A 26,700-nucleotide genomic window follows, 5' to 3' on the forward strand; every position below is an offset into this window, starting at 1 on the left:
TAGTTTAGAAACTATTCTATAATAATTTTATTTGATGATTTTTTATTGTTTTCATCAACAACATTTACAATATAAATTCCTGCATTTAGGTTTACAGAAATTTCTTGTTTTTCTTGAGAAGTAAAATCAAGATTTGTTTTGTAAACTTGTTTTCCAGAAATATCAAAAACCCTCACCTTTGATTTTCCTAAACTGTTTTTTGCAAATAGTGTAAAATTACCATTTGAAATTGTAGGATAAATTGTAAAAGCCTTTGTTTTTGCAAGTACATCGTTAATTGAAGCAGGTGCTGCAGTAAAATTACTTGTAAACATTCCTCTACCATGTGTTGCGGCTAAAATTAAATTATCTGAGGCTCTATATTGTAACATATCTACTCTAACATTTCCCATGTTTGTAGATGCTGGTTCCCAAACGATACTAGAAGCTGGTGCTTTTTTAATGTTCTTGGTTTTCCAAACACCTACTTCTGTTGCTAAAATTACTTCTTTTCTATTTAAGGGATTAAATAAAGCCCATCTTACAGGAATATCTGGTAAATTTCCTTCAACATTTGTCCAATTTGCACCTCCATCAACTGTGTACCAAACACTTAAAATACCGTAATTAGAGTATGTTAGTAAAATTTCGTTATCTGTTGCCCCAAACTCTATACAAGAAACACTTCCATTAACGCCTACTGGAGTTGATACATTCGAAAAAGTTTCATTTTGCGAATCGAATTTTACAATTTTACCAAAAGAGGTTCCAAAAAATACTTGTCTTTGATTGTTGTTGTGGGGTGAAACTCTAATGTGAGTTGCAACTGCTCCATTAAATAAATTACTTTGAATGGAATCTGTTACTCCTAAAAATTTTTGATCATCTCCTTGGTTTTCATAATCTGCCTTTAAAGTTGCTCTAGTTATTATGTTAGGGCTGTCATAGGAGTAAAAAATATTATTAACATCATCGTAGTCTGATGCGTTGATAAAACTACCACTTTTATCGTTGTTAATTAAACTAGTATATTTTGGTGAACCATTAGAATAATCATATAAATAGGTTACATTATTTTGTGTAGATGCCAAATAGTAAATTCCTCTTACACTATTTGTTGCTGTTTGATCGATAAAACAAAAACCGCCATCTCCTCCTAGCAACTCTGATGTTGAACTTATATTTGGTTCATTAAAATAGCTGGTACCATTATCTTGTGCACCTCCTAAAAAGCCATTTTCATTTACGGGATCAATTGCTCCTGAATAGAATTGAGTAATGTTAAAATTTAAATTTCTAGGAACAAAACCTGTGGTTGTTTGTGTTAAAGAATTATTAGGCGAATAGAAAATACCTCCATCTGTGGCTACTAGCAATTCATTTTTATTAGGTCTAAAAATAATATTATGAATATCTGCATGTACAATACTTACAGAATTATCGTAATAACTTTCCCAGCTTGATGTTTTTATCCAAGTGGTGCCACCATCGTTACTTTTAAAGGTATTAACACCACCAACGTAAAGTTTTTTTGAGTCTGTTGGATCTACACTTATAATTAAATCGTACCAAGCTTGGCCTCTTGTAAAATCTTTATCTGGTATTGTTGCATCTCCAGAGTCTGCTGGTTCTGGTAAATTCGACCAAGTTGTTCCTGCATTTTCTGTTTTTACAATTTCACCCAAACCAGATACCTTCCCTGTATTATTTGAATTAGGAACTTCTGCTGTTATAAGAGCATAAACAATTTTGGTGCTAGATTTTGCAGTAGATAACTCAACTCTACCTGGTGAATTTAATGATGAAGTGTATTTAGATACCCAAGTAACCCCATCTGAAGATGAAAGAATTGAACCAGTTGCATTACCTGCCCAAATAGTGCCATCTGCAGCAAGTTCTAAATCTCTTATAGGATCATCTAAAGAAACGGTCCATGTTGCACCACCATCTACAGATCTAAATACATCTGTGCCAGAAGAATTAATACCATCTAAATCTCTCATTGCTGCATAAATAACACCTGTTGCACCACCTTCATTACGAACAACAATATCAAATACCTGTTCAAAATCTACTGTAGTTGCTAAATTATTCCATGTTACACCACCATCTGTACTTTTCCATATACCTGCTCCATTTACAGCATCTGAGTTGCCCCAACCTTCTCCTGTACCAATATAAAAAGTATTTGTTTGTACTGGGTCGTAAGCCATCGCAGAAATAGCAAAATTAGACATTTCTGGATTTACTTGTTCCCAAGGAGAATTTTCATTTGTTATATCGTTATTTTTCCAGATTCCTCCACTAACTCCTCCTGCAAAAACTCTTTTATCTGTTGCATCATTAGGATCGAACATTAATGCACGAACTCTACCAGATACTGTTTTAGGGCCTCTAGAGCTCCAATTAAGGGTCGAATTAGTGCTTTTTTTTAAGAAATTATTTTTATTTCTTTTTTTTGAATAATTAATAGCGCTTACCAACCTGTCTTGATGTAATTTTTTTGTTTTAGGATCTACCGTTCTTAAAAAATCTTGTTCAAAAGCCAAATCTGGGCGGTCTTTTTTCGCTATGGACTTTAATTCTTTTCTGTTTAAACTAGTTCTCTTAGCATAAGGGTGGTTTTGAATATACTCTGTATATTCTCTATGGTTTTTTTCTAAATCGGTTTCTTTGTTTTTAAGTATGCTAATGGTTAGAATTACACCTACAGTAATTAAAGTGAATATATAGTATTTTCTTGTCATTTTTTTTCTTTTAGAGAACCTAAATTTAGTATTAATTAATAACTCTAAATAATATTTCCTGTTATTTTTTTGTGCATTCGTATTGCGTAACTATCTGATATTCTGGAAACATAACTACATACCTGCATAATTCTGCTATATAGATTTGTATTTTCTGTTTGATATTCTTTTGGTAAAAGGTGCAAGACTAGATTGTCGAAATTAGATGCATTTCCATCGAACTTATTATTTAATGCCGTTACAAATACGTCTAATAAATCGGCTATAATTCGATAACCTGCGACTTCTTTTTCTATAACCTCTGTACTTCTGTAAATTTTATCTATACTTATTTTTATTATGTCGTTAATTTGTGCCTCATACTTACATTTGTCTAACAAAGACTTCTCGAAAGTACCATTTAATATGGCTTCTTCGTTTTTTAAAAAAATGTCTACAGCCTCGTTAATTAAAACGCCAATTGCCAATGCTCTTAAATAACTTATACGATCTGTTTTATGTTTTAGTGAGTGGTATTTTTTAGAATCTATGGTGTCTTTTACTAGCTTTATCATGTATTCTAAAGCATAATCTTCTTCTATTAAACCAAGATTTATTCCGTCTTCGAAATCGATAATGGTGTAGCAAATATCGTCTGCAGCTTCTACTAAATAAGCTAATGGATGTCTGTAATAAGAAAGGTTTTCTGTAATCGTTTTTTTCTTTATGCCCAAATCTTTAACTACTTCTAAAAAGGCTTCTTTTTCTGATTGAAAAAAGCCGTATTTTTTATCTACAATGTGTTTTGTAGGTTTCTTTGGAAGACTTTCTTTCGGATATTTTAAAAATGCACCTAATGTCGCGTAACTTAATCTTAAGCCACCAGAAATACCTTCTCTGGATTCTGTTAAAATTTTAAATCCGTTGGCATTTCCTTCGAAATCTATTAAATCTTGATATTCTTTTTCTCTTAAATCGTTTTTATATTTTGCTCCTTTTCCTGTTTTAAAATACTCGCCAATGGCTTTTTCTCCTGAATGCCCAAAAGGCGGATTTCCAATATCGTGCATTACAGATGCTGCTGCTACAATGGCACCAAAATCGTTAAATGTGTAACCTAATTCTACTAAGTTTGGGTGGCGTTCTAACAACACTTTTCCAACTCTTCTACCTAAAGTTCTACCTACTACAGATACTTCTAAGCTATGGGTTAATCTTGTGTGCACAAAATCGGTTTCCGATAATGGAATTACTTGTGTTTTATCTTGCAGACTTCTAAATGCGGATGAAAATATAATTCTATCGAAATCTACATCGAAACCTAAACGTGTTTCGTCTTGTGCTATTCTTGGGCGTTTTTGTGTGTCGCCAAAGCGTTTTAAAGATAGGAGTTGTTCCCAGTTCATTTTTTATTTTTAATTATTCAACCGAATCAAATTTTGATAAATCAATTAAATTAGATTTCTGTTTAGAAGTATTAAATTCTTTTAAAGTATGTGAATTAAATAAATTCGGTGTTTCTATTAAATATGATTTACATTCTAAAATTAAGCCAGATAAATTAGATTTTCTCTTTAACTTCAAAAAATCGTAGTGATTAAAAGGGAATTTATACAAATCAGAAACATATAATTCTGATATATTCACATATGTATCATAAGAACCAATTCTTGTTTCCGTTATTATTAATTTATATCCTTCAATATTATTAATTATCTTTTTATCATTTTTGTCTACCTTAATGTCATAAGAAGTATCCCAAGTTTTGTAAAGGCTGTCCATTTTAGAAATATATTTTCTCTTAAATCTCCCTTTTTTCCAATCTACATATTTTGTGAAAGTTTTAGGGATAAATATCGTTTCCTGCTCAACAGTATTTATAATAACTGTATCATTTATAAAAAAATAATTTTCTTCAAATGATAAATCTTTAAATTTATTTAATGCTTTTAAGGAACCTGCAATAAGACCCTTTACCATTAAACTATCCTCTTTTGTTTCTGCCTCCTCGTACATTTTTTCAAGTTCATTTGATAATTCTTTCTGATCAGCATTAACTTTGAAATTATACGATATAAAACCATCTTTTAATACTTTATCACTATCACTTTTCATATTTTGAGATTTACAACCAAACACGAACAGTGTTATTAAAAGAATAACTATATTTTTCATAAATATTTTTTTTAAAAAAATTATACTCTTCAATTAGAGAAAAATCCTACAAGTTGCACGAAAATACAAAAAAAAAATACTTAATTAAATTTCTAAAAATTTTAGGAATAGCAAAAAGCATTTAAAAAAGATATGAGCCCTGATTGAAGCATTTGTTTGAGTTCTTTTTTGCTCTTTTTAGCAAAAAAAAGCGAATGCGTAAAGCTGAAAATAGCTCCACAAAAAAAGAGAAACATTACTGCTTCTCTTTTTCTACGAACTTTTAATTTATTAGATTCTGAAACAGGTTCAGAATAACAAAGTTATTATCCTTCACAAGAAGCACATTCTTTCTTTTGTTTGAATTTCTGTGCAGCGTTCATACTGTGTTGGTAATACATAGATTTTACACCTAATTTCCATGCGTTAATATATACTGCATTTACGTCTTTAATTGGCATATCTGGGTGCACCATTATATTAATAGATTGTCCTTGGTCGATATGATTTTGCCTATTTGCAGCTTGATAAACGATTACGTTTTGGTCGATTTCCGAGTACGTTCTAAACACATCTTTTTCTGCTTCTGTTAAGAAATCTAAATGCAATACAGAACCATCATTATCGCGAATGCTCGTCCAAACTTCTTTGGTATTCTTCCCTTTTTCTTCTAAAACTTTTTCTAAAATTGGGTTTTTAATTGTTGTTTTAATTTTTGCGATATCTTTTACGTAAATATTCGACCAAATTGGCTCAATTCCTTGAGAAACTTGTCCTAAAATAAATGCGGATGACGTTGTTGGTGCAATTGCATTTAAGGTTGTGTTACGTCTTCCATAGCCTTTTAAAACTGCTGGCTCTCCATATTCTTTTGCCATTTCTTCTGAAGCTTTGTAAGATTTTTCTTTAATTACTTTAAAGATTTCTGTATTTAAATTATACGCTTCTTGAGAGTCGAAGGCTAACATTTTAGATTGTAATAAAGAATGCCATCCTAAAGCTCCTAAACCTAATGCTCTATTTTCTTTTGCGAAATTATACGCTTTTTCCATAAAACGGAACGTAAATTGGTCGTCTCTGTCTTTTGAGTCTCTATAAACTTCTAATTTTGTAATGAATTCTTGCATTACTGCATCCAAGAAATAGGTAAGTGTTTCTACTGCGTCTGTATCTTTCCACTTATCGTAATGTAATAAGTTTACAGATGATAAACAGCAAACGAAAGACCAATCTTCATTTGATGGTAACATAATTTCTGTACACAAGTTACTTGCATAAATTTCGTGGTTTTTGTCTTTGTAAACATCAACTGTTCCATTATTTGCGTTGTCTCTAAATAATATATATGGATATCCTATTTCGCCTCTTCTTTGTAAAATTTTTGCCCAAATGCTTCTTTTTTCTACATCTCCAGCAATCATTTCTTCCATCCATTGGTTACCAACTGTAACTCCATGTGTTAATTCTTGAATTGGATTTCCTTCTGTTCCAATTTCTAAAAATTCTTTAATATCTGGATGATCTACTGGTAAATAAGGGGAAAAACGACCTCTTCTTACGGAACCTTGACTAACAACATCGACCATTTTTTCAAAAAGTTGCATAATGTGCACAGAACCAGATGACGAACCATTATTTTTTACTTCTGCGCCTCTTTCGCGCAATTTACCAAAATAACCAGAAGTTCCTCCTCCTAATTTAGACATCATACCAACTTCCGATTGCGAGAATAAAATATCTCCCATATCATCTGCAACATGACTTCCAAAACAACTAATTGGCAAACCTCTTTTCTTACCAAAATTCGACCAAATTGGCGATGCTAAAGAAAAGAACCCTGCTGCCATATATTTGTAAAACTTATCTGAAAAACCAGGTTTGTTTAATATTTTTTCTGCATTATCTGCGATTTCGCGAATTCTTTGCTCTGGAGTGGTGTCTCCTGTTAAATATCCCGACTCTAAAAATTTACGACTATTTTCTGTTAGCCATGTAATTTCAGGATCTTTCATATTATCAAGCATTTCCTTTCTGGAAGCGTTTCTAACTTGAATTAATCTTTCGTGCTCTGTAAGTTCTGTAGTTTTTCTCGTTGTCTGGTTCATGGTTTAAAATAAGTCGTCGCTAGTTATACTTTTTGTTCTTTTACTATAGTTGATAGATCTTTTTACAAAGAAATCTCCGTGTTTTGTTCCAATAATTTCATCATCGAACCAATCTGTTTGCTCTAATAATGCATCATCTGTATCAAATACTTTTTCAATGCCAATGCTTTCTAAAGATTTGTTGAATCTATTTTTAATAAATTCTTTTATGACTGCTTTTGGTAAGAAATCTAATTCTCCTTTTTCGAAAATCCAATCGATAATTTTACTTTCAGATAAAAAAGCTTCTTTACAAGTTTCTTGTACTAATAAATTGTGACTTTCGTCGAACCATTCTGGATTTTCTTCTTTTATAATTTTAATTACATCGATTCCAAAATCTCCATGAATTTGCTCTTCTTTAGAAGTTGCTTCTACCACATTAGAAATTCCTTTTAACACATTTTTATGTTTGTTAAAAGCCATGATAATTAAAAACTGAGAGAATAAAGAAACGTGTTCTATAAATAATGAAAACAAAATAATTGATTCTGAAAATTCTTTATTGTCTTCGCTATTTACGTTTTTTAATGCTAATTCTAAATAATTAACACGTCTCATAATTACAGGGTTTTTCTTCAAGTTTTTAAACTCATTATTTAAACCTAAAATTTCTAATAAATGCGAATATGCATCATGATGTCTTACTTCACTTTCTGCAAAAGTAGCACCTACAGAACCAATTTCTGGCTTTGGCATTCTCTTATAAATGTCTCCCCAAAATGTTTTTACAGCGACCTCTATTTGAGAAATTGCCAACATTGTATTTTTTATCGCGTTCTTTTCTGTTTCATTTAAATATGCCTTAAAATCTTGAATATCGCTCGTGTAATTAAATTCTGTATGAATCCAATAAGAGTGTCTAATTGCATCTACATATTCATTTAATTCAGGATAATCGTAAGGTTTTAAGTTCAACCTTTTTTCGAAAATATTTCTTTTTCTATTTCTTGCTTGTTCGTCTCTATATAAAATATATGCTTTGGCAACATCGCGAAAACGACTATCCATTAACTTATATTCTACAATATCTTGCACCTGCTCCACAGTAGGTGTATAATTGGGTTCATTTAACTTTCTTTCTAATAAAGTACCGTTAACGATATTAGTAATTGCCATTGCATCTTCTAAAGTACCATTGTTCACGGAAATCATTGCTTTTTCTATGGCTCTTGTAATCTTGTCTAACTCGAAATTGCTAGTTCCAGAGTCTCTTTTAATAATTTGAGTAATTTTCACGGTAAAAAGGTGTTATTTGAATGTTAATAAATCGTTAGGGACGACTTCTACAAAGATTGCGATTTTTGATCCAAAATGAAAGTCATACTTATTCACAAATCCCTTGAAGTTTTTAACAATTAACCTCGTATTATGAATTTCGTAAAAAATTAACATTTTTTCAATAAATTGAAAATCAATATTTTAAAGCTCTAAAAATAGATAACTTACTGCTACTGCTGACATTCCTAAAAAAAACTTTTTTAAGCAAAAATAACATCAGAAATAAAAAAATAGAATTTGTTCTAAAATAGAAATAGAATTCTTTTTCGAATAAAAACTTGTTTATTTAGAACTTTTATGCATAAGAGAAGCTTTCTCTAAATATTTTAGAACATTAATTTTTGAAGTATCTTTGTAAAAATTTTTTTTGATGAAAAGTAGATTCCAAAAAGTTGTAAAACTTGCTATAATTTCTTTGTATTTAATTTTTTTAGCGGGTTCTGTAGTTAGAATGACGGGATCTGGAATGGGGTGCCCAGATTGGCCAAAATGTTTTGGACATTACATTCCACCAACTTCCGAGTCGCAAATTACTTGGAAACCAAATACAGAATTTAAAAAAGGGTTTATCATTATAAAAGACGAAACTTTATTTGTTGCGGAACACGACTTAAGAACTGCAGCAAAATTCAACATAAAAAACTGGAAAAAATACACCAAACACGATTATAATAAATTTAACAAATACCATACTTGGACAGAGTACATCAACAGGCTGGTTTCTGTTTTAGCTGGTTTCGTTTTTCTCTTTTTAATTTATGGCGCTTATAAAAATAGAAAGAAAGACAAACGAATTCCTATACTTGCTTACACAGCTTTCTTTTTAATGCTTTTTGAAGCTTGGCTTGGAAAAACTGTTGTAGACTCTAACTTAACACCAACAATTATTACTATTCATATGGTGGTTGGTTTAATAATTATTGCACTTTTATTGTGGTTGCAGTTTATAGTTACTAATAATAAAAAGGTTTACAAATACAATTCATTATTTAATAAATTACTAATTGCTTCTGTTATTTTTTCGTTGATACAAATTGCAATGGGAACACAAGTAAGACAGTTTATAGACGAGCAAGTAAAATTATACGGTTTCGAAAACAAGAATTATAGTTTAATGAATCCGAGTTTTAAATTCTACTTTCACAGATCTTTTACCATTGCAATTGTGTTGGTAAACTTAGGGTTATTGTATTTAAATCAATTGAAAAATTTAGGATATAAACTCGTAAATTGGATTGTTTTCTTAATCTTCTTAGAAACCATTACAGGAATTTTAATGTATTATGCTGATATTCCTTTTGGAACGCAAACAGTACATTTATTGGCTGGCGCAATTTTATTTGGTTTACAGTTTTATTTGTGGTTGCAAGCTTCAGTTGCCAGTCGCAGTTAGCAGTAGCAGTGGCAGTAGCAGTGGCAGTAGCTGTAGCTGTAGCTGTAGCTGTAGCTGTAGCGAATTTTAAAAAACTTTGAAACTTTGCTAGTTTGCGAGAGAAAAAATTTCACACCAATAACCACAACAGTAAGCACTGAAAACTGCAACTGCTACTGCAAACTAAAATCACGGATGCGCATTTACCCAAACTTCGCCATCAGAAAAATATTCTTTTTTCCAGATGGGAACAGTTTCTTTTAAAGTATCTATGGCAAATTCACAGGCTTCGAAAGTTGCTTTTCTGTGTTTGGAAGAGGCTGTTATAATTACAGGAATTTCTCCTATTTGTAACATGCCTTCTGCGTGATGAATTGCTATTTTATGAATAGGGAATTTCTCTAAAGCCAAATCTGCAATTTTCTGCATTTCTTTAAGCGCCATTGGTTTGTATGTGGAAAAGTCGAGTTGCGTAACTTGTTTTCCTTGTGTGTCGTTTCTTACAGTTCCAATAAATGCGGAAATTCCGCCACAAGAATCGTCTTCTACAAAATTGTAGCATTCTTGTAAATCTAATTTTTTAGATGTTATTTTAATGGAAGTTCTCTTCATTTTATTAGATATTAAAACAAGTTCAATACTTGGGCAAAAATAGGAAAACAAATTTGTATTTTTGCATCAAAATTTAAAACCAAAAAGTTCTCGATACAATTTCGAAGAAAAATTAAAATCACTCGAACGAACATTATCCCAAAAAATAAATGAAGACTATATTTAGAATTGTTAGCTTTTTAGAAGGAATTTCTTATTTATTACTGCTTTTTATTGCAGTTCCTATCAAATATTTTCAAGATGATGCTTCGTACGTGAAAATGTTAGGAATGCCTCATGGAATTTTATTCATGCTTTATATTGTTTTAGCTTTTATGTTGCAAAAACCTATGAAATGGAACAATAAAACATTAGGAATTGTAATGTTAGCTTCTGTTTTGCCTTTTGGTACTTTTTATATTGATAAGAAGTATTTGAGGTAGTTTTTTTGCTTTTTACTACATAATAGCATAAAAAACATAGTTATTCTTTGTAAAAAACCTTGTAAATCTTTACGCAATAATCTGTAAAATTCGTGTCTTTTTTTTATCTCACAGAAGATTCCAAAAGAGTGTTTCTTCCCTTTGGGAAGATTAAGATAGGATTCCTACCCTCCACTAACAGGAGGAATCACAGCAAGAACATCACTTTCTTTTAAAACCAAATCGTCTGCTGCATATTCTTCATTTACTGCAATTGCGTAAGAGTTTATATTTTTTAATTGTGGGTATTTTTCTTTTAGTAATAATTTAAAATCTTTTACAGAGCTGTTTTCTGAAACCGTAATTTCTAAATTATTTGTTGCTAGCAAATCTGAAGTAATTCCGAAAAAAAGTGTTTTTATTTTCATTTTTCAAAATTAATTAAAAGGGAGGTTTAAACGAAATAAAAATCCATCATTAGAAATACCTCCGTAATTAGAACGCACATAATCTATTCTTAAAAGACGCCATTTTCCAAAACCAACATTTCCAAGACCAACAGAAACCTCTGTATATGGTTTTTTATTTGCCATAAAAAGCCCTTTTACACCACCCACTAAATGAAAGTTTAATTTATTTAATAATGGCACTTTTCCTAAAATAGCACCTCTAAAATTGTGTTGTGCATGCGCTTCTACATATTTATCGTTTGTGTAAAACTTGTAATAATCTAACAAACCAAAACTGGTTAATTGATTATTTAATGGAATAGTAAACTGGTTACCAGATACTTGTAACTTATCCATAAAAGCAATATTTTTCTTTTTTAAAAAAACACCTCCTCGAATGTTATATTCGAATGCGCCATAATTTCCAGCATTTAAATTTTGCCTTAGACTAGCTGTTAGCAAATCGGAATTTAATTCCGAATTAGAAGCTCCAAACCTTTTTGTGTACTGTACATTTATTCTTGGAAATTTAGAACCACCAACATTGGTTTTACGATTTGGATAAGACAAATATTTCTGTCCAATAACAAACGTTACACCTACATTTAAAGTCGCAATATTATGAGTTTCGAAAGCAGCATTTGTAAAATCTGTAGGGTCTAAAGGATTGTTAGAAGTATAACCTCCGTTTTTATCTTGTGGTGCAAACGAATAATTGGTGGTATTAAATAAAGGTTTTCTTTTCGCAAATTCTAATGAAGAAGAAAAATAAACACCATTTTTTATTTCTTCGGAATAACTAATTTTTGTAAACTGTTTTTCGTAGATTTTTAAATAATTTAAACGATCTAACAAAGAACTAAAAAGGTTATTCAGTTTTGTAATTGGCTCTTTATCATTAAATTGCGGAGTTGTAACACCTGCAAAAACAGTTAATCTTGGTCTGGAAAAATTGTTCCATTTTTTAGTAAAATAAAAAGTGGGTCTTACTCTTTTATCAGAAAAACCATAATTTACGTTGGCACCTGCAGTCCACCATTTTCCTTTTTTATTTAACTGTTTAAAATAACGAATACCAGCAGAGGTGTTTAAACCTTGCACTGTATTAAAACTTGTTCTTAACAGCGGTCCATGGTAAGAAAAAGATTTGTTTTCATAAGAATTTCTGTAAGAATACCCCATTAATGGATCTAATAAACCAAATTTGTTCCCTTTTGCATCGATAGAATCTAAATATTTCTTCGATTTTCGAACTACTTTAATACTATCTTTTATTAAATAATCTTTCGTTTCTTCTTTAGTTAAAGGAACAGGACGTAATTTATTCCAATATACAGAATCTTTTTCAGTGGCATTTTTCTCGAACGTTAAAACTTCGTTGGTAAATGTATTTTTATTAAAATTTGGCTTAAAGTCGTATTTAGAATATGCATAAGAAAATTTTCCATTCGGCTTAAAACTGAAAAGCTTAATATCGAAATCTATCGTTTGCGTTCTTAACACCCAACCTGCTATTTCATCCGAATAATTATAACTCTGTTTTAATTTTAAAGAATTTACAATGGGAATATTTACTTGAGCACCAGTTGTTGTTAAATCTGCTCCATACACTGCCCAATCGTCTTCTACAATATAAATAAAACCTTCAAAAACACGATCTCCTTTTCTTTTTGGAGTCAGTTTTATTTTGTTGATGAGTTTTCCATTCGGATCGTAAAAAGTACCTTCTAATTTATATTTATAGTAACTAAAAGCATTTGTAGAAATTGGTGATATTAAATTATTGAAAATTTCGATACTATTCTCATATAAATCGATTTTAGAATCTTCTGCCCTGTTAAAACTTACACCACGATCTTGTCCAGAAACCTTGGAAGCTACAATATTTTCTTTAAATTTCTTTGGTTTTTTCTGAAATGAAATGTTAGAAAATGTTTCTGATAAATAAATAATTCCGCTTCTGGTAGAATCTAAACCTCCACCAAAATCGCCTAAACTTTCTCCTAAAAAACTTTCTGGAGCATCGTCTATTTTAATTAAACCACGAGAATAAAATTTGGCAGTGTAATTTGCATATTTATCTGTGTTCTTTCCTTTATTATCAATTGTATTTCTAATAATTGTATTTGCAGGATTGTCTTTCGTAGAAATAGAAATCTCATCTAAAACAACATTTTCTTCTTTCAATTTTGCATTCAATTCAAAAGGAAAAGAAGTAATATTTACTTCTTTTTTTACGGTTTCATACCCTAAGAACTGATAAATAATGGTGTATTTTCCTTTTTTAGAAAGCTCTAAAACATATTTTCCATTATTATTAGAAGTAGTTCCTTTATTGGTTTTATCTATATAAATACTAACCGAAGAAAGTGGTTCGTCTTTGGTATTTGTAATGGTTCCTTTTACTTGTGCAAGACTTGTAGTTATAGTAAATAGTAGAAATAGTAAAGTAATTTTTTTCATGATTTGGTTTTGTTGATAGTCGCAAACATAGGTTTTATGCTACAAGCAAATCTTTAAAATTTGTTAAACAACACATAATAGTTTCTTAATTTTTAGATGTCTAAAGTAGGTGAATGGTTGTTTTCTTACTAAAACATCTTGAATTATCGTCCAAATTTATAGTTTTTGTTTTTAATAAAACAATCATTCTCTAAATCTTAAAATTTATTATAAAAATAATGTTTATTTCATTTTTAAAAGAATAGAAAATTCATTTTCCCTTCCATTGAAAACCATATATTTGCAGGTTCAAACAAACAATAAATTTTTATGAGTGATTCTAGAAAAAGACACGAAGCTTTACTATACCACGCAAAACCAAAACCTGGAAAAATTGAAGTTGTTCCTACAAAAAAGTATGCGACACAACACGATTTAGCATTGGCATACTCTCCAGGAGTTGCAGAACCTTGTTTGGAAATTGCCAAAAATAAAAACAATGCTTACAAATATACATCTAAAGGAAATTTAGTAGCCGTAATTTCTAATGGAACTGCAGTTTTAGGATTGGGCGATATTGGTCCTGAAGCTTCTAAACCTGTCATGGAAGGAAAAGGTTTGTTATTTAAAATATTTGCAGATATCGATGTTTTCGATATTGAAGTAGACGCTACAGATGTAGAGCATTTTATAGCCACAGTAAAAGCAATTGCACCAACTTTCGGTGGCATTAATTTAGAAGATATAAAAGCGCCAGAAGCGTTCGAAATAGAAACAAGGTTAAAAGCAGAGCTAGACATTCCTGTAATGCATGACGACCAGCATGGAACTGCTATTATTTCTGCGGCTGCATTAAAAAATGCGATTGATATTTCCGAAAAAGACATTACCAAAGTAAAAATAGTAGTAAATGGTGCTGGAGCTGCAGCAATTTCTTGTACTCGATTGTATTTAAAATTGGGTGTAAAAAGAGAAAATGTAGTTATGTGCGACAGTAAAGGTGTTATCAGAAAAGATAGAGAAAACCTAAGTTCACAAAAAGCTGAATTTGCAACAAACCAAGATATTTCTACTTTAGAAGAAGCCATGCAAAATGCAGATGTATTTATTGGTCTTTCCATGGGAAATGTGGTTACACCAGAAATGCTGTTGTCGATGGCAAAAAACCCAATTGTTTTTGCAATGGCAAATCCTGTTCCAGAAATAAATTACGATTTGGCAGTTGCCACCAGAGACGATATTATTATGGCAACTGGAAGATCGGACCATCCTAATCAAGTGAACAACGTGCTTGGTTTTCCGTTTATTTTTAGAGGCGCTTTAGATGTTAGAGCCACTAAAATTAACGAGGAAATGAAAATGGCAGCTGTACATGCTTTGGCAGATTTGGCTAAAAAATCGGTGCCAGAGCAAGTAAATATTGTGTACGATGAAGTAAGTTTAACCTATGGAAAAGAATACATTATTCCAAAACCATTCGATCCAAGATTAATCTATGAAATTCCTCCAGCCATTGCAAAAGCAGCAATGGATTCTGGTGTGGCTCTAGAACCAATTACAGATTGGAACAGATATCGCGAAGAGTTAATGGAACGTTCTGGTTCTGGTTCTAAAGAAATTAGATTATTACATAACAGAGCGAAAAGCAATCCAAAACGTATTGTTTTTGCGGAAGCAGATCATTTAGATGTGTTAAAAGCTGCACAAAGAGTCTATGAAGAAAAGTTAGGAAAACCAATTCTTTTAGGAAGAAAAGAAGTTATTTTAGAACTAAAAGAAGAAATAGGTTTTACGGAAGATGTGCCAATTATAGACCCAAAAACAGACGAAGAAAGCGAAAGAAGAAATCGTTTTGGTGAAGCTTATTGGAAAACACGTCAAAGAAAAGGGCGTACTTTTTCTGAAGCAAAAAAATTAATGCGGGAGCGTAATTATTTTGCAGCAATGATGGTAAATGAAGGTGAGGCAGACGCTTTAATTACTGGATACTCAAGACCTTACCCATCTGTAGTAAAACCCATGTTAGAATTAATTGAAAGAGATAAAGATGTTTCTAGAATTGCAGCTTGTAATTTAATGTTAACCAAACAAGGTCCTTTATTTTTAGCAGATACCACCATTAACGAGAATCCCTCTGCGAAAGAATTAGCGAAAATTGCTCAAATGACAGGTAAATTTGCAAGTATGTTTGGTATGAAACCTAACATTGCTATGTTATCTTATTCTAATTTTGGTTCCTCAAATTCAGAAACTTCTAAGAAAATTAGAGAAGCGGTTTCTTACATTCATCGTAATTTCCCAAATGTGGTGATTGATGGAGAAATTCAAGCAGATTTTGCACTGAATCCAGAATTGTTAGCAAAAGAGTTTCCTTTTTCTAAATTGAATGGAAAAAAAGTAAATGTGCTGATTTTCCCAAATTTAGAATCTGCAAACATTACTTATAAATTAATGAAAGAAGTACAAGGTGCAGAATCTATTGGCCCAGTAATTTTAGGTTTCGATAAACCTGTACATATTTTACAATTAGGTGCAAGTGTAGACGAAATGGTAAATATGGCTGCTTTGGCAGTTGTAGATGCGCAACAAAAAGAAAAGAGGAAAAATAAGTAGGCAGTCGCAGTTGGAAGTTGGAAGTTGGAAGTTGGAAGTTGGAAGTTGGAAGTTGGAAGTTGGAAGTTTAAAATGACAAAAAAATCGTTTTGTTAAAAGATGGTTGACGTAAGGCTTTTTACGAACAAATTATAAGTTTGGTCTATTTTCTAGCTTCTATAATCTCTTTTCTTTTCCAATTTTATCAATATTTTAAAAAATTAGGCAACAACAAATATAAAATAGTACTTTAGAAGCCTGAAAATAAACGTATGATTACACAAGTTAGAGGAAGATTAGTTGAGAAAAGTCCGACAGAAGTTGTTGTCGATTGTAATGGCGTTGGATATTTATTGCATATTTCTTTACATACATTTTCTAGTTTACCAGAAGATGAAAATGTTGTTTTATACACACATTTATCTATTAGAGAAGACGCACATACGTTGTTTGGGTTTATCAGTAAAACAGAAAGAGAGGTTTTTAAATTGCTAATTTCTGTTTCTGGTGTGGGACCAAGCATTGCTAGAACCATGTGTTCTTCGATGACTTCAGAAGAAATACAAAATGCAATTGCATCCGAAAATGTGGCTGTAATACAATCTGTAAAAGGAATTGGCGCAAAAACTGCACAAAGAGTTATTGTAGATTTAAAAGATAAAATCTTAAAGACCTTTAATATGGATGAAGTTTCTCTGTCTGTGAGCAATACAAATAAAGATGAAGCGTTATCTGCTTTAGAAGTTTTAGGTTTTCAAAGAAAACAGTCAGACAAGCTGGTTTCTGCAATTTTGAAGGAAAATTCAGATGCTTCTGTAGAGCAAATCATAAAATTAGCCTTAAAAAGTTTATAATCCATTGAGTACGTTTTTAAAAAATACTTTCTTATTTCTAACAGTAACATTTGCTGTAAGTCTAACTACACACGCACAAACCAAAGTCAAAAAAGATACCATTGTCGTTAAAAACGATTCTATAAAACTTCGTTACAATTTTAAAAGTAACCAAAAAGGAGGCTTATTTTTAGACGATTTGGCAGAAAAAGTTATCATTTTCGATAAAACTCTAAACAGGTATGTTATTGTTGAAAAAATAGGAAACTATTACACAAAAACACCTATTTATTTAACACCAAAAGAATACGAACAATATCGCCTAAAACGCGATATGTCTCAATATTTTAAAGATAAAGTAAGTGCTGCAAGTGGAAAGAAAAAAGGTGCTAAAGATGCACAAAAAGATTTACTACCAACTTATTATGTAAATTCAGATTTTTTTGAATCTATTTTTGGAGGAAACACCGTAAAAGTTACACCAACAGGAAACTTAAACCTAAAATTGGGGTTTATTTATCAAAATACAGACAACCCACAAATTTCTGAAGAAAACAGAAGTAATTTTACCTTCGATTTCGACCAACAAATTAATGCAAGTATTCGTGCAAAAGTGGGTGAACGTTTAGAGTTTACTGCAAATTACGATACACAGGCTTCTTTCGATTTTCAAAACTTAGTAAAAATTGGTTACACACCAACAGAAGACGATATTATTCAAGGAATTGAAGCTGGTAACGTTTCTATGCCCATAAAAAACTCGTTAATTAACGGAGCACAAAGTTTATTTGGGGTAAAAACAGATTTAAAATTTGGGAATACAAATATAACAGCCGTTTTTTCTCAGCAAAATTCCGAGAGTAAAACAGTGGTTTCAGAAGGTGGAGCGTCTATTCAACAATTCGAATTAAGAACGACGGATTACGACAATGATCGTCACTTTTTCTTGTCTCAATATTTCATTGATAACTACGCAAATTCACTAAAAAATTATCCATTAATAAGCAGTCCAATTAACATTACAAGAATCGAAGTTTGGATTACCAATAGAAATGCAAGTACAGAGAATTTTAGAAGCATTGTGGCAATTGCAGATTTAGCAGAATCGGACCCAAATGTATTTGTAGACGAAAATGGAAATATTGTTCCGAGCGCAAATCAGGCTGTGGTTTCTGGAAAAAATTTACCTTTTAACAAAGCCAACAATATTTACGAACCGAATATTTTAAATGGAATTAGAGATGTTTCTACTGTGGAAAGTACCTTAAGAAATGAACTTGGCATGGAACAAGGTACAGACTTTTCCATGCTAGAAAACGCTAGAAAATTAGAACCTAACGAATTTAAATTAAATTCTCAATTAGGTTTTATCTCTTTAAATAGAAGATTAAACGATGGTGAAGTTTTGGCAGTTGCTTACGAGTATACAGTTGCTGGAAATGTAACTGGAAGTACCAAAAACTCTTTTAAAGTTGGAGAATTTTCTAATGATGGCATACAAGCTCCAAACAATTTAGCTGTAAAGTTATTACGTAGCGAAATTTTACAAACTAAAAGACCCGATGGAAATGGTGGTGAGGAATCTTTCCCCACTTGGCGTTTAATGATGAAAAACGTGTATGCTTTAGGCGCTTTTCCATTAACACAAGATGGTTTCCGATTCGAAATTCAATACAGAGACGACCAAACAGGAATTCCTTCCAACGTATTACAAAATGCACAAACAGCAGGGCTTGCCAATAAACCTTTATTGCAAGTTTTAAATTTAGACCAGTTAGACCAAAGTCAGTCTAGAAACCCAGATGGTTATTTCGATTATGTAGAAGGAATTACAGTAAACTCCGAAAACGGATTTATCTTTTTCCCAGAACCAGAACCTTTTGGAAACGATATTGTTCAAATGGGATCTAATGATAATGGTTTAGATCCCAACACTTCAGATGTAGAAAAATATGCTTTTAAAGAATTGTATTTGAATACCAAAATCAACATCAAAAATAACTTTCAGAATAAAGACAAATACTTTTTAAAAGGATACTTTAAATCGGAAAACGCTGGCGGAATTCCAATTGGTGCTTTTAATGTTCCTAGAGGTTCTGTAAGAGTTTCTGCTGGTGGAAGACAATTGGTAGAAGGCGTAGATTATGTAGTAGATTACAATTTAGGAAGAGTACAAATTATAGATCCAGGTTTACAAGCATCTGGCACTCCCATAAGTGTTTCAACAGAAAACAATGCGGTTTTTAATCAACAAAGAAAAACCTTTATGGGAATAGATGTCGAGCATAAATTTTCTGAAGATTTTGTAGTGGGTGCTACTTATTTAAATATTGAAGAAAGACCTTTAACCCCAAAAGTTAATTTCGGTGCAGAACCTATTAATAATACTATGTTAGGTTTCAATTTTAATTACTCTACAGAAGTGCCTTATTTTACAAAATTAGCAAATAAATTGCCTTTCGTAGATACAGATGCACCTTCTAATATTTCTGTGAGAGGAGATATGGCATATTTAATTCCTGGAACACCAAGTGGTATTGATGTAACTGGAGCTGCAACTTCTTACATAGACGATTTTGAAGCTTCGCAAATTCCTATTAGTTTGCTTTCTCCTTTAGATTGGTATGAAGCAAGTACACCAAAATATTTTCCTAATTTTAATGGCGAAAGAGACGATTTATCTTACAATTACAAAAGAGCAAAATTAGCTTGGTATAGTGTAGATCAACTATTTTATGGTGCAGGAGACACGCCTGCAAATATAGATGCAGACGAACTTTCGAGAGCAGAAACAAGACAAATTAATTACCAAGAATTGTTCCCTAATTTACAATTAGACATCACACAAAATTCTTTAGTTAGAACTTTAGATTTAGCCTATTTCCCACAAGAAAGAGGTTCTTATAATTTCGATCCAAGTGCAAGTATTTCTGATGGAAAAGTAGTTTTACCAAATCCTGAAACGAGATGGGGTGGAATTATGAGACCTTTAACAACTAACAATTTCGACCAAGCAAATGTAGAGTATATTCAGTTTTGGATTATGGATCCTTACGAAAACTATTCCATTGATAATGATGAAGGTTTGCCACAAAATGTAGATCCAAACAATCCTATAAATCAAGTAGGAGATTTGTACATTAACTTAGGAAATGTTTCGGAAGATATTTTAAAAGATAACCGTAAAATGTACGAAAACGGTTTGCCAGAAGATGGTTTAAAAGTGGCTGGTAACAATGTAAATAGAACAACTTGGGGAGATATTCCAAGAAATCCATCAATAATTTACGCATTTAACGAACAAGATGGCGCAAGAACAAACCAAGATTTAGGTTTCGATGGTTTAAATGACGACGAAGAAAAGAATTTAGCAGGAATTGGGCAATTTGCAACTTTACCAGATCCTGCTGCAGATAACTTTCAGTTTTTTAGAGGAGGAAATTTAGACGCTATAGACGCTTCTTTAATTACGAGATATAAAGATTATAATAACACACAAGGTAACTCGCCAACATTAAGCCAATCTCCAGAATCTTTTCCAACTTCGTCTACTACCTACCCAGATGTAGAGGATATTAACAGAGACCAAACGATGAATACTGTAGAGAGTTATTACGAATATAAAATCTCCTTAAATAAAAACAATTTACGAAAAGGTATTGGCTATATTGTAGATGAAAAAGTTACAACAGTAACTTTAGAAAACGGAGCCACCCAACAAACAAAATGGTACCAATTTAGAGTTCCTGTAAGAAGTGGAACGCCAATAAACAATATATCTGACTTTAACAGCATTCGTTTTATTAGAATGTTTTTAACCAATTTTAGAATTCCAGTGGTAATTCGTTTTGGAGAATTAGATTTGGTTCGTGGAGATTGGAGACGTTATGTTAAAACGTTAGACCCAACAATTAACAATCCAATAGATTTAACACAAGACGAATTAAACGATTTTGAAGTTGGAGTGGTTAGTATCGAACAAAATGAAGGAAGCTACATACAACCTCCAGGAATAGAGCGTGAGCGTTTGCAAGGAAGTACCACTGTTCAACTACAAAACGAACAATCTGTAACTTTAAAAGTAAACAGGTTAGAGCCAGAAAAAATAAGAGCAATTTATAAAAACATAAGTGTAGATTTAAGACGTTTTAAACGCTTAAAAATGTTTATGCACTTGCAAGAAAACCAAGGAGAACCTGGGTTAAATGATAATGATTTGTCTGCAATTATTCGATTAGGAACCGATTTAGACGAGAATTTTTATCAAGTTGAAATTCCTCTAAAAGTTTCTAGAAATGGAACTTCGCAATTAGATATTTGGCCAGAAGCCAATAATTTAGATGCTTTTTTAGAAACGTTCGGAAAAATAAAATTAGAGAGAGATGCTGCTGGTTTCCCTATTGCAGATATTTTTACATCCACAGAACAAGATGCAAGCTTACCCTATAAAATTAGTGTAAAAGGAAACCCAACTTTAGCACAATTAAGAACCATAATGCTAGGTCTTAAAAATACTTCTTTAACGCAAAAAAGTGGAGAAATTTGGTTTAACGAATTGCGTTCTGCTGGTTTCGATAATAAAGGTGGTTGGGCAGCTGTGCTAAATGCAGATGCAAATTTTGCAGATGTTGCCAACGTTTCTTTAGCAGGAAGCATGTCTACCATTGGTTTTGGAAATGTAGAAGATCGTGTAAACCAACGTAGTTTAGATGAAACAAAACAATACGATGTTGCTACAACTATTAATTTAGGAAAGGTTTTAACACCTAAAAATTGGGGAATTCAATTACCAATGAGTTATAGTATTGGAGAGAAATTTATAGACCCTAAATTCGACCCACAATACCAAGATGTTACTCTAAAAGATGCTTTGGGACAAAATCCAAATAGCGAATTTTCTAGAGACTACACAAAACGTACAAGCATTAGTTTTATAAACGTTAAAAAGAATAGAAACCCAAATTCTACCAAAAAACCAAAGTTTTACGATATTGAAAATGTTTCTGTTTCTTATGCACACAATAAAGAATTCCACAGAGATTATAACATTCAAAAATACATTAACGAAAGTGTAACTGCTGGTGCAAGCTACAATTATAATTTTCAGTCGAAACCAATAGAACCTTTTAAAAATGTAAAGTTTTTGGATAGCAAATATTTAAAATTGATTAAAGATTTTAACTTCAATCCTATTCCGAGTACATTTGCCGTAAATTCTAGAATCAATAGAAATTATACAGAGCAACAATCTCGTAATTTAGTGGCAGGTTTATCTCCTCAACCAGAATTAAAACAACGACGTTTTTTGTTCGATTGGGATTATACAGTTGGTTTCGATTTAACAAAATCGATTACTTTAAACTTTAATGCCACCAATAGTTACATTTATGATACTTTTGATACAACTGAAGACATTCAAGTTTTCGACGATTTCTTTAACACAGGAAGAGCGAATCATTATCATCAAAAATTAAATGGAACCTACCAATTACCAATCGATAAAATTCCTTTTTTAGGTTGGATAAAAGCAGATTATGCTTACACAGCCGATTTCGATTGGCAAGCTGCAGCACAAAGTACAATTAATGTTAATGGAACAGATGTTGCTTATAAAGATTTGGTGGGTAACGTAATTCAGAATTCAAATACACACAATTTAAATACTACTTTTAATTTCGATAAGTTTTACAAAGGTCTTGGTTTCGAAAAACTATTACTTAGTAAAAATCAAAAAAGAAATTCAAAAAAATTAAAAGGTGTTGGCCTACCTCCTGCTCCAGGAAAAACAAATCAAAAAAAGAAGCTTTCTATCGGTAAAAAAATATTGAAAGGAGTGTATGATGTTGTAACTTCTATAAAGCAAGGAAAAATAAGTTATACAGAAAATAATGGGCAATTATTACCTGGTTATACAGAAGATGTTGGCTTTTTAGGTGGTGCACCCACTTCCTTTGCTTTTGGTAGCCAAGTAGATATTAGAGCAAAAGCTCTAGAAAATGGCTGGTTAGTAGGTCCAAGAGACCCAAACAATAGCGAATATTATAACAAAACATACAGTAGAACACACTATAACAAATTAGATTATACATTTACTTTAAAACCTTTTAAAGATTTAAATATAGATGTTAGAGGAAATAAAATAAAAACAAGAGATATTTCGCGACAAATAGATGTTGTAGAAAATGGAACACCAACAGGAGCTTTAGACAATAGTGCTCCAGCTTTCGAAAACGGAAACTTTAGCACAAGTTATTCTATGATTTCTACGGTTTTTACAGATGCAGATATACTGTTTCAAAATATGCGAGAATTTAGAAGTACCATTGCAAATAGATTGGCAACAGAAACTGGAAATCCAGTTTCTGGTTATGGAGAAAATAGTCAGCAAGTTTTATTACCTGCATTTTTAGCAGCCTATTCTGGTAAAAGTGCAGAGACTGTAAGTACATCTATGTTTCGAAATATTCCAATACCAAACTGGACCTTACGTTACAATGGTTTAATGAAATACAAATGGTTTAAGAAGAATTTTAGCAATTTTGTGGTTTCACATGGTTATAATTCTTCGTATACAGTTTCTAGTTTTACAAATAATTTACAATTTAATCCTAAAAACCCAACTGCTACGAATAGCGCTGGAAATTACGAACCAGAACTTTTAGTATCTGCAGTAACTTTGGTAGACGAATTTTCTCCATTGATAAAAGTAGATATGAAAATGAGAAACTCATTTTCTTTTAGAGGAGAAATAAAAAGCGATCGAACCTTAACCATGAATTTTAACAACAGTACTTTAACAGATATTAAAGGAACAGAATATATATTTGGAATGGGTTATGTCTTTAAAGACGTAAAAGTAAGTACTCGTTTTACAGGTAAAAAACAAACTTTAAAAGGAGATATTAATTTAAGAGCAGATGTTTCTCTAAGAGATAATTTAACACAAATTAGGTCTATAGAAGAAGATAATGATCAAATTAGTGGTGGTCAAAAATTATTTTCTATTAAATTTACCGCAGATTATAGATTAAGTAGTAATTTAACAGCGTCGTTTTATTACAATCATCAAACGTCGAAATACGCGATTTCTACCACTTTTCCAAGACAGGCAATTAATGGTGGATTTAACATCGTTTATAATTTAGGAGGAAATTAAAATTAATAACAATAAATAATTTAGAGAAATGAATATCCCATCAAACTTAAAATACACGAAAGATCACGAGTGGATTAAGATAGAAGGCAACATTGCAACTGTTGGAATTACCCATTTTGCACAAAGCGAATTAGGAGACATTGTTTATGTAGATGTAGATACTTTAGACGATTCTGTAGAAGAAGGAGACGTTTTTGGTTCTGTAGAAGCCGTAAAAACAGTATCCGATTTATTTATGCCATTAAGTGGAGAAGTAATCGAATTTAACGAAGCTTTAGAAGATGAACCTGAATTGGTAAATTCGGATCCATATGAAAAAGGTTGGATGATTAAAATCGATATTTCAGACAGTTCTCAAATAGACGATTTATTAGATGCAGCAGCCTATAAAAACCTTATTGAAGGATAAAATAATAATAATTGCAATTATAGTTACACTTAGTATTTTGTACTTAAGTTTAATAAAAATGCCAAAATACAGTGTTTCAATTAGCCATATAGATAAATGGCAACATGGCTTTGCCTATTTTATATTATCTACTTGCTGGTTGTTTTCATTTTTTAGAAAACCTCAAAAAAAATACATAATTGTTTTTTTATGTATTCTTTTTGGCATAATTATTGAGGTTTTACAATACAAATTAACTTCATATAGAACAGGAGATTACTTAGATGTCCTTGCAAATACGACTGGAGTTCTTACAGGGTTGGTGGTTTTTAATCAGGTTTATAAAAAAAAATCGATATAATTAGCACTAATACTTGTATATGATACATTTTTTTAATTAAATTAGCGAACTATTAAAAACTTCTACAATGGAAATAAAGAAAAATCCGAAATCGAATTTAGAAAATTACAGTAAAATATTTATGCAAATTGGGCTTGTTTTGGCACTTTTTGTAACCTATGCTGCAATTGAGAAAAAGACTTACGACAAAGTTATTGGAGACTTAGGTGTTGTGAATATGAATGCAGAAATGGAAGAAGATATTCCAATTACAGAAAGAGTAGAACCAGTAAAACCAAAAACTCCACCACCACCAACTCCAGAAAAAATAGAAGTTGTAGAAGATGAAAAAGAAGTAGAAGAAACTGTAATAGAATCTACAGAAACAGATGAAACTGAAGCTGTTGAAGTAGAAGAAATTGTAGAGGTTGCGGAGGTAGAAGAAGTAGTAGAAGATGTAAGTTTTATGATTATTGAAGACGTTCCTGTATTTCCTGGATGTAAAGGAAACAAACAACAATTAAAAGATTGTTTTAGTAAAATGGTACAAAAACATTTTTTAAGAAAATTCGATGCAGAATTACCTAATGAGTTAGGTTTATCTCCAGGAAGAAAAAGAGTTTCTATTATGTTTAAGATAGATAAATCTGGAAATGTGGTAAATGTTCAAGCAAGAGCGCCACACCCAAAAATTAAAGAAGAGGTTTTAAAGGTGATGAAATTATTACCTAAAATGAAACCTGGAAAACAAAGAGGAAAACCTGTAGGTGTAAAATATAGTATTCCATTTACTCTACTAGTAGAATAATTAGATTTAACAAATAAATTTATTAGAAAAGTGCTTAGATTAAATCTAAGCACTTTTTTTATACGATAAGTAATGCTAAGTTATTCTCTTCTTTCTAAGTACATAACAAAAATTCAGTTAAGTTTATATTGCTTTGACTTACAGGGTTTAATAGCACAGAAGCGATGTAATCCAGCCCAAGCCCTTGCAACAGTCTTAAAAAAAACTATATACACTCTAAAAAGAATAAAAAAACGAAAAACACTAAAATCTAGAGTAAAAAGGAAATTGAAAAAGCCCTTGAGTAATTTAACTTAGCTTTTGCAATGGTCTTGATCTATATTAAAGACGTGTGCATTAGAAAATTCAAAAGGACGATTAACTTTAGATTCAACATTATTTGAAAATTTAAATGAAGTTTGACCAATTAAATAGCTACTTATAAAACTAAAAGTAATGTGATAACTTTCTTTAAATAATTCATATTAGTTATTTTTATGTAGTTTAATATTATCGTTTTTGGCAGCTCTATATGCCCAAATAGCACAAATAGGATTTGTTATAACTAATATAAAAAAGGCTAAAAAGAAAAAACCAATAAAATTTATAATAAACATTATAAGAGCTCCTTTTCCTGTTGAATAAAGCATACCTAAAGGACCAAAGAAAAAACCAAGTATTGCCGCAATTCCAGCACTTTTTTCAGATTTAACTATTACAGTTGTTTGTTGTGATTCCATATTATTATGTTTTTAAAGGTTTGTATAAACACAAAATAGGGGTAAAAAAAATCACTATTCAAAAAATAGTGAAAATTATAGGTAAATCAATGAGAATTTTGAGAGTGTAAACTAAACCCTCAGGCTAAACGCATTAAAAGTATAAAATTTTCATAGGATAATCAAGAAAAAGCCCTTGAGTAATTTAACCTTTGCAATGGTCTTAATTTATACAAAATTTTAAATCATCTATTGCATAATTCAGGTTTAAGAGTCGACTAAATATTTCTAACAAAAAAACCTTTTATCTTTATTTAAAGAGATA

At 31.3% G+C, this 26,700-nt stretch carries 17 protein-coding genes; 8 read left to right on the forward strand and 9 right to left on the reverse strand.

Annotated features, from left to right (window positions below; all coding sequences use genetic code 11):
* Positions 1–11: 11 nt before the first annotated feature.
* The 5 genes from J3359_RS08845 to J3359_RS08865 all read right to left on the reverse strand — a co-directional run bounded on the left by J3359_RS08845 (position 12) and on the right by J3359_RS08865 (position 8,242).
* Complete coding sequence (locus J3359_RS08845) at positions 12–2,726, reverse strand: T9SS type A sorting domain-containing protein (RefSeq protein ID WP_208080323.1); 2,715 nt, start codon at positions 2,724–2,726, stop codon at positions 12–14.
* Between the two features lie 44 nt (positions 2,727–2,770).
* Positions 2,771–4,111, reverse strand: coding sequence for a deoxyguanosinetriphosphate triphosphohydrolase (locus J3359_RS08850; protein WP_208080324.1), 1,341 nt, complete (start codon positions 4,109–4,111; stop codon positions 2,771–2,773).
* Between the two features lie 13 nt (positions 4,112–4,124).
* On the reverse strand, positions 4,125–4,880 hold the full coding sequence (locus J3359_RS08855; RefSeq protein WP_208080325.1) for a hypothetical protein: 756 nt from the start codon (positions 4,878–4,880) through the stop codon (positions 4,125–4,127).
* Between the two features lie 305 nt (positions 4,881–5,185).
* On the reverse strand, positions 5,186–6,964 hold the full coding sequence (locus J3359_RS08860) for a ribonucleoside-diphosphate reductase subunit alpha (protein ID WP_208080326.1): 1,779 nt from the start codon (positions 6,962–6,964) through the stop codon (positions 5,186–5,188).
* A 3-nt stretch (positions 6,965–6,967) separates the two neighbouring features.
* Complete coding sequence (locus tag J3359_RS08865; RefSeq protein WP_208080327.1) at positions 6,968–8,242, reverse strand: ribonucleotide-diphosphate reductase subunit beta; 1,275 nt, start codon at positions 8,240–8,242, stop codon at positions 6,968–6,970.
* Positions 8,243–8,654: 412 nt separating this feature from the next.
* On the opposite strand from J3359_RS08865, the gene J3359_RS08870 reads away from it, so the two are divergent.
* The gene (locus tag J3359_RS08870) at positions 8,655–9,677 is read left to right on the forward strand and encodes a COX15/CtaA family protein (protein WP_208080328.1); all 1,023 of its coding nucleotides are present in this window, start codon (positions 8,655–8,657) and stop codon (positions 9,675–9,677) included.
* Positions 9,678–9,845: 168 nt separating this feature from the next.
* Here the strand turns inward: J3359_RS08870 and J3359_RS08875 are convergent, their stop codons facing one another.
* A complete protein-coding gene (locus J3359_RS08875) occupies positions 9,846–10,268 on the reverse strand; it encodes a molybdenum cofactor biosynthesis protein MoaE (RefSeq protein ID WP_208080329.1) in 423 nt (140 codons plus the stop codon).
* 149 nt (positions 10,269–10,417) lie between these two features.
* Here J3359_RS08875 and J3359_RS08880 point away from each other — a divergent pair, with 149 nt between their 5' ends.
* Positions 10,418–10,690, forward strand: a complete 273-nt coding sequence (locus tag J3359_RS08880) for a DUF3817 domain-containing protein (protein ID WP_208080330.1) — start codon at positions 10,418–10,420, stop codon at positions 10,688–10,690.
* Positions 10,691–10,854: 164 nt separating this feature from the next.
* Here J3359_RS08880 and J3359_RS08885 read toward each other — a convergent pair whose 3' ends face one another.
* Both J3359_RS08885 and J3359_RS08890 read right to left on the reverse strand, forming a co-directional pair.
* Positions 10,855–11,097 (reverse strand): MoaD/ThiS family protein, encoded by a 243-nt coding sequence (locus J3359_RS08885; protein WP_208080331.1) that lies wholly within the window; start codon positions 11,095–11,097, stop codon positions 10,855–10,857.
* Positions 11,098–11,106: 9 nt separating this feature from the next.
* Positions 11,107–13,581 (reverse strand): DUF5686 and carboxypeptidase regulatory-like domain-containing protein, encoded by a 2,475-nt coding sequence (locus tag J3359_RS08890; RefSeq protein ID WP_208080332.1) that lies wholly within the window; start codon positions 13,579–13,581, stop codon positions 11,107–11,109.
* Between the two features lie 309 nt (positions 13,582–13,890).
* On the opposite strand from J3359_RS08890, the gene J3359_RS08895 reads away from it, so the two are divergent.
* From J3359_RS08895 to J3359_RS08920, 6 genes are all read left to right on the forward strand, one after another.
* Positions 13,891–16,173 carry an NADP-dependent malic enzyme gene (locus J3359_RS08895; RefSeq protein ID WP_208080333.1) on the forward strand — a complete coding sequence of 761 codons (2,283 nt, stop codon included), beginning with the start codon at positions 13,891–13,893 and terminating at the stop codon, positions 16,171–16,173.
* Positions 16,174–16,424: 251 nt separating this feature from the next.
* On the forward strand, positions 16,425–17,006 hold the full coding sequence (gene ruvA / locus J3359_RS08900; protein ID WP_208080334.1) for a Holliday junction branch migration protein RuvA: 582 nt from the start codon (positions 16,425–16,427) through the stop codon (positions 17,004–17,006).
* A gap of 4 nt (positions 17,007–17,010) precedes the next feature.
* Complete coding sequence (gene sov, locus J3359_RS08905) at positions 17,011–24,141, forward strand: T9SS outer membrane translocon Sov/SprA (protein WP_208080335.1); 7,131 nt, start codon at positions 17,011–17,013, stop codon at positions 24,139–24,141.
* A gap of 28 nt (positions 24,142–24,169) precedes the next feature.
* On the forward strand, positions 24,170–24,550 hold the full coding sequence (gene gcvH, locus J3359_RS08910) for a glycine cleavage system protein GcvH (protein WP_208080336.1): 381 nt from the start codon (positions 24,170–24,172) through the stop codon (positions 24,548–24,550).
* Positions 24,551–24,608: 58 nt separating this feature from the next.
* Positions 24,609–24,890 (forward strand): VanZ family protein, encoded by a 282-nt coding sequence (locus tag J3359_RS08915; protein WP_243766012.1) that lies wholly within the window; start codon positions 24,609–24,611, stop codon positions 24,888–24,890.
* Positions 24,891–24,957: 67 nt separating this feature from the next.
* The gene (locus tag J3359_RS08920; RefSeq protein WP_208080338.1) at positions 24,958–25,677 is read left to right on the forward strand and encodes an energy transducer TonB; all 720 of its coding nucleotides are present in this window, start codon (positions 24,958–24,960) and stop codon (positions 25,675–25,677) included.
* Between the two features lie 464 nt (positions 25,678–26,141).
* Here J3359_RS08920 and J3359_RS08925 read toward each other — a convergent pair whose 3' ends face one another.
* Positions 26,142–26,396, reverse strand: a complete 255-nt coding sequence (locus tag J3359_RS08925) for a hypothetical protein (RefSeq protein WP_208080339.1) — start codon at positions 26,394–26,396, stop codon at positions 26,142–26,144.
* Positions 26,397–26,700 lie beyond the last annotated feature (304 nt).

It is taken from the genome of Polaribacter cellanae, assembly GCF_017569185.1.
GTDB classification, from domain to species: domain Bacteria; phylum Bacteroidota; class Bacteroidia; order Flavobacteriales; family Flavobacteriaceae; genus Polaribacter; species Polaribacter cellanae.